This window comes from Acinetobacter seohaensis, from assembly GCF_056431365.1.
Genome location: NZ_JBWKMK010000076.1, coordinates 1 through 964, shown reverse-complemented (window position 1 = coordinate 964; position 964 = coordinate 1). Strand labels below are relative to the sequence as shown.

1 protein-coding gene is annotated in these 964 nt (G+C 50.7%); it reads right to left on the bottom strand.

Features of this window, described 5'->3' with window-relative positions; genetic code table 11:
- Positions 1 to 119: 119 nt before the first annotated feature.
- On the bottom strand, positions 120 to 964 hold an 845-nt coding region (locus AC07E5_RS09720), incomplete at its 5' end, for a LysR family transcriptional regulator (RefSeq protein WP_498625338.1).

Below are 964 nucleotides of genomic sequence, written 5' to 3'. Positions count from 1 at the left end.
GTGTATTATGTTAATTTTAGAAAATCTTTAGATTAAAAGAAATTTTCCGAATATAAAAATGAGAGAATATGTCATCTGATTAAATTGAGCCTGTGTAACAAATCCTCTAGTTTTTAGTTCTAATAAAAACACTGGTCAAGGTGGCTCAACTCGGCGCTGGCTTTGCAGATGGTGTCTGCGAGAATGCCCTGCAGGGGGTGCGGAGCTGCTATTTCTGGAAGAAGCATATTCACTTGGTAACTAATGGCAACAGTAAGCGACCGTACTACTAAGTCCGGTCCGCTTAGTTCCATTGCGGTAAACGGATTCACGATGGCAACGCCAAGGCCTTGACGCACCATGGCGCAGACAGCCACTGAACTCGTGGTTTCAAGCAAGGTTACGCGATGTACTTTAGCGTCCTCGAACATCGCATCAATGGCGGTTCGATACGGGTCGCCAACCGCGAGGCTGATGAAGCGCTCGCCTGTAAAGTCGCGTGGTTGCAGTCGTGCCTTGCGGCACAGGCTGTGATCACGGGGCAAAACAGCCACTTCATTAACTTTCAGTAAGGGCTGCAAGGTAACTCCAACAGGTGCCTTTTGTGTTTCACTCAACCCCAGGTCAAAACGTTGTTCACTCATGGCTTGTTCCAACCAAGGCGACTCTAAGGGATGTACGCTGACTCCTAGTTCAGGATGTGTATGTGAGAGATATACCAGTGCGCGCGGTACCAAGGCATGGGCCAATGCCGGTAAACACGCAATGCGCAAGCGACCTGTCGCTTGCGTACGCAATTCACTGGCGCGCGCTGCGATCTGTTCCAAGCCTATAAACGAGCGTTCTACTTCCTGCATCAGCGCGAGTGCCCGCACAGTAGGTCTTAATCGGCCACGCACCCGGTCGAAAAGGTTAAACCCCAGTAACTGCTCCAAACGCCCCAGCTCGCGACTCAAAGTAGGCTGGCTTGACGCACACGCGTCGG